Source organism: Rhizobium sp. P1_E1, from assembly GCF_056406015.1.
Map to the genome: position 1 here is coordinate 1 of NZ_JBFUAY010000214.1, position 6,983 is coordinate 6,983.

8 protein-coding genes and 1 riboswitch are annotated in these 6,983 nt (G+C 60.7%); of the genes, 5 read left to right on the top strand and 3 right to left on the bottom strand.

Annotation, left to right across the window (positions count from 1 at the left end):
- The 3 genes from nthB to AC1D1Z_RS31725 all read right to left on the bottom strand — a co-directional run.
- A partial coding sequence (gene nthB / locus AC1D1Z_RS31715; RefSeq protein ID WP_477852807.1) for a nitrile hydratase subunit beta occupies positions 1-555 on the bottom strand: 555 nt, incomplete at its 3' end.
- Between the two features lie 37 nt (positions 556-592).
- A complete protein-coding gene (locus AC1D1Z_RS31720) occupies positions 593-1,093 on the bottom strand; it encodes a DUF1097 domain-containing protein (RefSeq protein WP_018245354.1) in 501 nt (166 codons plus the stop codon).
- 38 nt (positions 1,094-1,131) lie between these two features.
- Positions 1,132-2,106: a CobW family GTP-binding protein gene (locus tag AC1D1Z_RS31725; RefSeq protein WP_018245353.1), complete on the bottom strand. Its 975-nt coding sequence runs from the start codon at positions 2,104-2,106 to the stop codon at positions 1,132-1,134.
- Between the two features lie 618 nt (positions 2,107-2,724).
- Positions 2,725-2,857, top strand: a riboswitch (TPP riboswitch).
- 99 nt (positions 2,858-2,956) lie between these two features.
- On the opposite strand from AC1D1Z_RS31725, the gene thiC reads away from it, so the two are divergent.
- From thiC to AC1D1Z_RS31750, 5 genes are all read left to right on the top strand, one after another.
- Positions 2,957-4,780: a phosphomethylpyrimidine synthase ThiC gene (gene thiC, locus AC1D1Z_RS31730; RefSeq protein WP_477852810.1), complete on the top strand. Its 1,824-nt coding sequence runs from the start codon at positions 2,957-2,959 to the stop codon at positions 4,778-4,780.
- Positions 4,780-5,757, top strand: a complete 978-nt coding sequence (thiO, locus tag AC1D1Z_RS31735; protein WP_018245350.1) for a glycine oxidase ThiO — start codon at positions 4,780-4,782, stop codon at positions 5,755-5,757. Before thiC ends, thiO begins: the two co-directional genes overlap by 1 nt.
- 4 nt (positions 5,758-5,761) lie before the next feature.
- Positions 5,762-5,959 (top strand): sulfur carrier protein ThiS, encoded by a 198-nt coding sequence (thiS, locus tag AC1D1Z_RS31740; protein WP_018245349.1) that lies wholly within the window; start codon positions 5,762-5,764, stop codon positions 5,957-5,959.
- Positions 5,960-5,962: 3 nt separating this feature from the next.
- Positions 5,963-6,736 carry a thiazole synthase gene (locus AC1D1Z_RS31745; protein ID WP_018245348.1) on the top strand — a complete coding sequence of 258 codons (774 nt, stop codon included), beginning with the start codon at positions 5,963-5,965 and terminating at the stop codon, positions 6,734-6,736.
- A partial coding sequence (locus AC1D1Z_RS31750; protein ID WP_477852813.1) for a thiamine phosphate synthase occupies positions 6,733-6,983 on the top strand: 251 nt, incomplete at its 3' end. The genes AC1D1Z_RS31745 and AC1D1Z_RS31750, both read left to right, overlap by 4 nt.

The following is a 6,983-nucleotide window of genomic DNA, read 5'->3' on the forward strand; positions in this document are numbered from 1 at the left end:
GTCATAGACGGTCTCGATCGTTCCGAACTTGTTGCGGAGGAAACCGGGCAGCCTCGTATGCTCGACGGTCGGCACATCGCGGATCGCCACCGTATCGCCGACCTTGAATTCGAAGGTCACGCCGACGTCGCGCTTGGGGCTGTCGCCTTCGACTAGATATTGCACGACGCGCCGGTCGATCGCCTCATCGCCGGCCTCGTGCAGCGGCTTCGACGGCTCGTTGTAATATTCCTCCGTCAGCGCATCGAGCTCTTCTGCGGTGATATAGCCGTTGTCGATGAAGTATCCCGATATTCCGCCGAGCCACTTCTCGTAATAGCGAAACCTGAAATAATCGAACGGATTGAGGGACTCCGCCCCTTTCCTGAGGTCCGCCCAGGTCCAGATGGTCTTGAACGTCGATGGCGTCTCGGGAAGCGGAAGCTGCGGCGACAGCGCCATCATCGCCGTATGGATGCCGAAGATCCTGGTTTCCCAGACTTCGACGAAAACGCGCGTTTCGGTGCTCACGGGCCCCAGCCCCTCAAGGCCGCCAAGATAATGCTGAAGTTTCATGGGATCGTTCCTTTATGGTGAATGGTGACGATGACGCTCAGGCGGTCGCAGATTTCTTGCCGGCCAGAAGCTGGGTTCCGATTTCCGAGAGCAGGCCGAAGACGCCGCCGAGCAGCATCGCGGCCATGGCGACGAGGGTCGGATGATTGAGACCTGAGGTGACGATCGTCGTGTCCGTCGCCGCGCTGGTGCCGACGAGAGAGGCGAAGCCGAAGACGATCGCCGGCGGAAAGTTCAAGATCGGGATGGCCGAGGCCAGGATCATTGCTGAGGTGCCGGCGCCGACCAGGATCGCCGCAAAGATCGGGTGGGCCGGGCCATACTGGATGATCAGCAGCGTGATCGAGGCGATGCCGATGCCGGTCCAGTTGGAAACGATCGATTTGACCAGCCCCTGGTTTCCGCCGCCGCAGGCGAAGAACGACGCCCAGGCGATGAAGGTGACCCACACGGGAACGGGAAATATCGTCGCGGTGATATAGGTGTCGATGGCGCCGAGCACACCGAGGCTGATCATTGCGGCAACGAGCGGGGGCATGGGTCTGTCTCCTTGTTGAGGGGTTGGGCGGATGCGCATCAGGATGCCAGCGCGCGCTGCTGGCTGAGGCAGCTCATGAAGCCGTCTCGAAGCATCGCGTCGTCGAGGTTCCTGCCGATGAAGACGATTTCGTTGAGCCGCTTTTCCGATGGCCCCCAGGCCTTTCCGGGGCGTCCTTCAAGCGTCATGTGCACGCCGTGAAAGACATAGCGGCGCTGYTCGCCGTGGAGATTCAGCACGCCCTTCATGCGGAAGAGGTCCGTGCCGATCTCCTGAGCCAGGCGATTGAGCCAGACGTTCAGCGCCGCTGGATCGAGCGGGCCGAAGTCCTGGATCGCCACGCAACCGATGCTCTGGTCGTGCTCGTGTTCATGGTCCTTGAGAATATCGGGGTCGATAGACAGGATGTTCTTGAGGTCGAAGGCGCCGACGTCGAGCACCGCGGAGAGCTCGACCTTGCAATCCCTCGTCCGGATGATCCGGGCAAGCGGATTGATCCCGCGCAATTGCTGCTCGGTGGCGGCAAGGTCCTCGGCGCTCTCCAGGTCGATCTTGTTGAGCAGCAGCACGTCGGCAAAGCTGATCTGCTCCCTCGCCTCGTCCTGAGAGAGCTGTTGCTTCATATGGCGGGCATCGACGACGGTCACGATCGCATCAAGCTGCAGCCGCCTGGCGAGCGTTTCGTCGAGCAGGAAGGACTGGATAACCGGCGCCGGATCGGCAAGACCCGAAGTCTCGATGATGATGCGGTCGATTGGCCGTCCGGAGCGCAGCAGTTCGCCGATCGCGGCGATGAGATCGCCCCTGACAGTGCAGCAGATGCAGCCATTGTTCAGCTCGATGACCTCGTCCGCCGTCGGCACCACGAGCTTTCCATCGATGCCGACCTCCCCATATTCGTTGACGATCACCGCTACGCTCTCGTTTTCGATTGAGGTGAGCAGGTGATTGAGAAGCGTGGTCTTGCCGGTCCCGAGAAACCCGGTCAGAATTGTCGTCGCAAGCTTTGCCATGCCTCATCCCCTTGCCGTCCGAGCACGCCTCCGCCGTCTCGGCCAAATGACCGGGCTGAAAAGGCGGCTCCGCTGCTGTTTGCTGGTCTGATTACGCCGGAAGCGCCGATCAGACGAGGAGAATTACACTTGCAATACCGTCACGAGGCAAGAGACCTGATGTTTCATATTCGGCCAAATAAACCGCAGATTCTGCCAAAATGATGAGCTTTTTTGATTTTTGATTAAAAACTGATCATACCGTCTAATTATTGATCTTATTGCCCCTTTCCCGATCATTGACAGGATGGGCATGAAAAACAGTCTGGTTTGCGCAGCTTTGGCGAGGGACGCCATGCGCAAGTTGGCTTTTCGAGGGCATTCTATTGTCGCCGGCGAAAGTGGTGCCGCTAGGGGTGGTCGGGTGACAGCGGATGGGCACCGAGCCGTTGGCGACTGCTTTGCGTTCCTGGAGGTTCTGGCGGGGAATTGGGCCGGCGCTGAGCATGCCACATTCGCTAAACTCCATGAAGCCAGTCAGCCCAGCGGCGCGATGAACAGAACTCAAGCGGTCGGGATATGGGTTCTGAATGGTGCCCTAAGGGCTTGACGGAGCGGCATTTCTCACAATAGCTTAGCCCTATTCACCAGGGGGGTCCCGCCAAGGGGCTGAGATACTGCTGGTCGGATCGGCTTTGGCCGCCCGAGGCGCAGTGACCCGTTGAACCTGATCCAGTTCATACTGGCGTAGGGACGGTGCGGGCGCTGCGGCAGCGAGGGCGGGTATCCGTCCTTCGGAATCCACGGCGTTTTTTCATCATTCCAACACTGGAACTGGGTCTCCAAACGTCAAAACTTGGAGCCTCGAACCATGAATATTGCAGCCACCAAACTCACTCCGGTCGTCACCACAGGTCCGCTTCCCGCCTCCGCGAAAGTCCTGAAAGCAGGCACCATTCATCCGGATATCCGCGTACCGATGCGTCAGATCGCACTGCACCCGACCTCTGGCGAACCGCCAGTCACTGTCTACGATTCTTCCGGTCCCTACACCGCAGAAGGTGCCGAAATCCGCATCGATGYAGGCCTGCCACGCCTGCGCGAAAGCTGGGTTCTTGCTCGCGGTGATGTTGAATCCTACGGGGGCCGCATCCTCAGGCCGGAGGATAACGGCTTTGTTTCAGGCGACAGGCTGACGCCGGAATTCCCCGTTCGCAGCCAGCCTTTCAAGGCGAAGGCGGGGAGGGCCGTTACCCAGCTCGCTTATGCGCGGGCCGGCATCGTCACGCCGGAAATGGAATTCATCGCCATTCGCGAAAACCTCGGCCGACAGGCGGCCAAGGAAGCTCTCATCCGCGACGGCGAAAGTTTTGGGGCCCATATCCCGGATTTCGTGACACCGGATTTCGTCCGTCGGGAAGTCGCGGAAGGCCGAGCGATCATTCCCGCCAATATCAACCATCCAGAATCCGAACCGATGATCATCGGCCGGAACTTCCTGGTGAAGATCAATGCCAATATCGGCAATTCGGCTGTCACCTCGTCCATGGCGGAAGAAGTGGAAAAGATGGTCTGGGCGATCCGCTGGGGTGCCGACACGGTCATGGACCTGTCGACCGGCCGAAACATCCACAATATCCGCGAATGGATCATCCGCAATTCGCCGGTGCCGATCGGTACCGTGCCGCTCTACCAGGCACTCGAAAAGGTGAACGGCATTGCCGAGGACCTCACCTGGGAGGTTTATCGCGATACGCTGATCGAACAGGCCGAGCAGGGCGTCGACTATTTCACCATCCATGCCGGCGTGCGGCTCGCCTATATCCCGCTGACCGTCAATCGCGTCACCGGCATCGTTTCCCGCGGCGGCTCGATCATGGCCAAGTGGTGTCTGCACCACCACAGGGAGAGTTTTCTTTACGAGCATTTCGAGGAGATCTGCGACATTTGCCGCGCTTACGACGTTTCCTTCTCGCTCGGTGATGGCCTGCGCCCGGGATCGATCGCTGATGCCAACGATGCGGCGCAGTTCGCAGAACTGGAAACGCTCGGCGAGTTAACGAAAATCGCCTGGGCGAAGGATTGCCAGGTGATGATCGAAGGTCCCGGCCATGTGCCGATGCACAAGATCAAGGAAAACATGGACAAGCAGCTCGCGGTTTGCGGCGAGGCGCCTTTTTATACGCTCGGACCGCTAACCACCGATATCGCGCCGGGCTATGACCACCTCACGTCCGGCATCGGGGCTGCGATGATCGGCTGGTTCGGCACCGCCATGCTCTGCTACGTGACGCCCAAGGAACATCTCGGCCTGCCGGACCGCAACGACGTCAAGGTGGGCGTCATCACCTATAAGATCGCGGCACATGCCGCCGATCTCGCCAAGGGCCATCCGGCGGCGCGGGTGCGCGACGATGCGTTGTCGCGCGCCCGTTTCGAGTTCCGATGGGAGGACCAGTTCAACCTCTCGCTCGATCCGGAAACCGCGCGTTCCTTCCACGACGAAACGCTGCCGAAGGAGGCGCATAAGGTGGCGCATTTCTGCTCCATGTGTGGCCCGAAATTCTGCTCGATGCGGATTTCGCACGATATCCGCGCCGAAGCGCAGAGGGAGGGGTTGCAAGCCATGGCCGCCAAATACCGCGATGGCGGCGATCTTTACATGCCGGTCGAAAACCTTCCGGGTAACGCATAATGTCTACCTTTCTCGTCAAAGGGGCCGGTGTTGCCGGCCTCGCGATGGCCCATGAGCTCGTCAGGCGGGGCTTTTCGGTCGAGGTGATCGAAAAAGCCGGCGCGGCGGGACTTGGCGCCTCGCATTTTGCTGGGGGAATGCTCGCGCCCTATTGCGAACGGGAGGCGGCCGAAGAGATTGTCCTGACATTGGGCCTGGGCGCGGCCGGATGGTGGGAGGAGGCCGTGCCCGGCGAGGTTCGTCGCCGCGGTACTCTGGTCGTGGCGCAGCCGCGTGACCTTCCGGATCTCGTCCGGTTTGCGGCGCGCACGACCGGTCATGTCTGGATCGATCGCAAGGGTGTGACCGACCTCGAACCTGCACTTGCCGGCCGCTTCGAAAAGGCTCTTTTCTTCCAGCAGGAAGCGCATCTCGATCCACGCCGCGCACTGGCCAGACTAGCCGGCAGGCTCCGCGAGCGTGGCGTCGTCTTCCATTTCGGCGGACACGAGCCGCAAGACCGGCGATTTGCCGGCGTGCTCGACTGCACCGGGCCAGCGGCGATACCGCGACTTTCCGGCATGCGCGGCGTGCGAGGCGAAATGCTCTATCTGGAAACTGCGGATGTGACGCTTTCCAGGCCGATCAGGATGCTGCATCCACGCCATCCGATCTATATCGTGCCCCGCGACGATCACCGTTTCATGGTCGGGGCGACGATGATCGAGGCCGAAGATGACGGACCGATTACCGCCCGTTCGCTCATGGAATTCCTGAACGCGGCCTATACGCTGCATCCGGCGTTTGGCGAGGCACGCGTTGTCGAGACCGGGACTGGCATACGTCCGGCGTTTGCCAACAACATTCCGCAAGTAATCGAAACAGAGGAGGGGCTCGCCATCGCCGGCATGCATCGGCATGGCTTCCTGTTGGCCCCCGCCTTGGCTGTGCGGGCCGCCGATATTCTCCTCGCGCGACATTCACGTCTGAAAGGCTAACCCCATGAAACTGATCATCAATGGCGAAACCCAGGTCTGCGAGGCCGTAACCCTGGCCGAACTTCTTCATGTTCTGGAATACGAGGGCGACTGGTTGGCAACCGCCGTCAACGGAGATCTCGTGCATCGCGAGGACCGAGCCGATCACCGGCTGGACGATGGTGACCGTATCGAAATCCTGTCCCCGATGCAGGGAGGTTGATCCATGCTTTCTCTTTATGATGCTGCACTGTCTTCGCGGCTTCTGCTCGGTACCGCGCGTTATCCTTCGCCGGCCGTCCTAGCCGAGGCGGTGAGCCGGTCCGGCGCGGAGATTGTCACGGTCTCGCTTCGCCGCGAAACGGCCGGCGGAAAGACGGGGGGAGCCTTCTTCGAATTCATCCGCCAGCTCGCGGTGCACGTCCTGCCCAACACCGCGGGATGTCACAGTGCGTCGGAGGCGATCCTGACCGCCAAGATGGCGCGCGAAGTATTTGGTACCGACTGGATCAAGCTCGAGGTGATCGGCCATCACGACAGTCTCCAGCCGGATGTGTTCGAACTGGTCGAAGCCGCACGCATTCTTTGTTCGGAAGGGTTTTGCGTATTTCCCTATACGACGGACGATCTGGTGGTCGGTGAAAAACTGGTCTCCGTCGGATGTCGGGTCTTGATGCCCTGGTGCGCGCCGATCGGTTCTGCGGCCGGTCCGCGCAACCCTTCCGCGCTCAAGGCAATGCGGAGCGCCTTTCCGGACATCCCGCTGATCGTGGATGCGGGGATCGGGAGGCCGTCGCATGCGGCAACGGTGATGGAATTCGGCTACGACGCGATGCTGCTCAATACCGCGGTCGCCGTCGCAGGCGATCCGCCTGCCATGGCCGAGGCGTTTGGCAAGGCGATCGAGGCCGGAAGGCTCGCTTATCTTTCCGGCATGCTGGAGCCGCGCGACATGGCGGTACCGTCCACCCCGGTTGTCGGAAAGGGCGTTTTCGCATGAGGCTCGATCCCTTCTATCTCATCGTCGACAGTTCCGAATGGATCGAACGTCTCGTGCCGCTGGGCGTCAAACTGGTGCAACTGCGCGTGAAGGATCGCCCGGACGAGATCCTGCGCCAGGAAATCCGTCGTACCAAGGCCGTTTGCGCAGCGGCGAATTGCCAGCTGGTTGTCAACGACTACTGGAAACTGGCGATCGACGAGGGATGCGATTTCATCCATCTGGGCCAGGAGGATCTGGTGGAAGC

What these genes read in the sequence shown, in the direction of transcription:
- AC1D1Z_RS31745 (WP_018245348.1), top strand. Translation starts at nt 5,963, where the DNA reads ATGCTTTCTCTTTATGATGCTGCACTGTCTTCGCGGCTTCTGCTCGGT.
- thiO (WP_018245350.1), top strand. Translation starts at nt 4,780, where the DNA reads ATGTCTACCTTTCTCGTCAAAGGGGCCGGTGTTGCCGGCCTCGCGATG.
- AC1D1Z_RS31720 (WP_018245354.1), bottom strand. Translation starts at nt 1,093, where the DNA reads ATGCCCCCGCTCGTTGCCGCAATGATCAGCCTCGGTGTGCTCGGCGCC.
- thiS (WP_018245349.1), top strand. Translation starts at nt 5,762, where the DNA reads ATGAAACTGATCATCAATGGCGAAACCCAGGTCTGCGAGGCCGTAACC.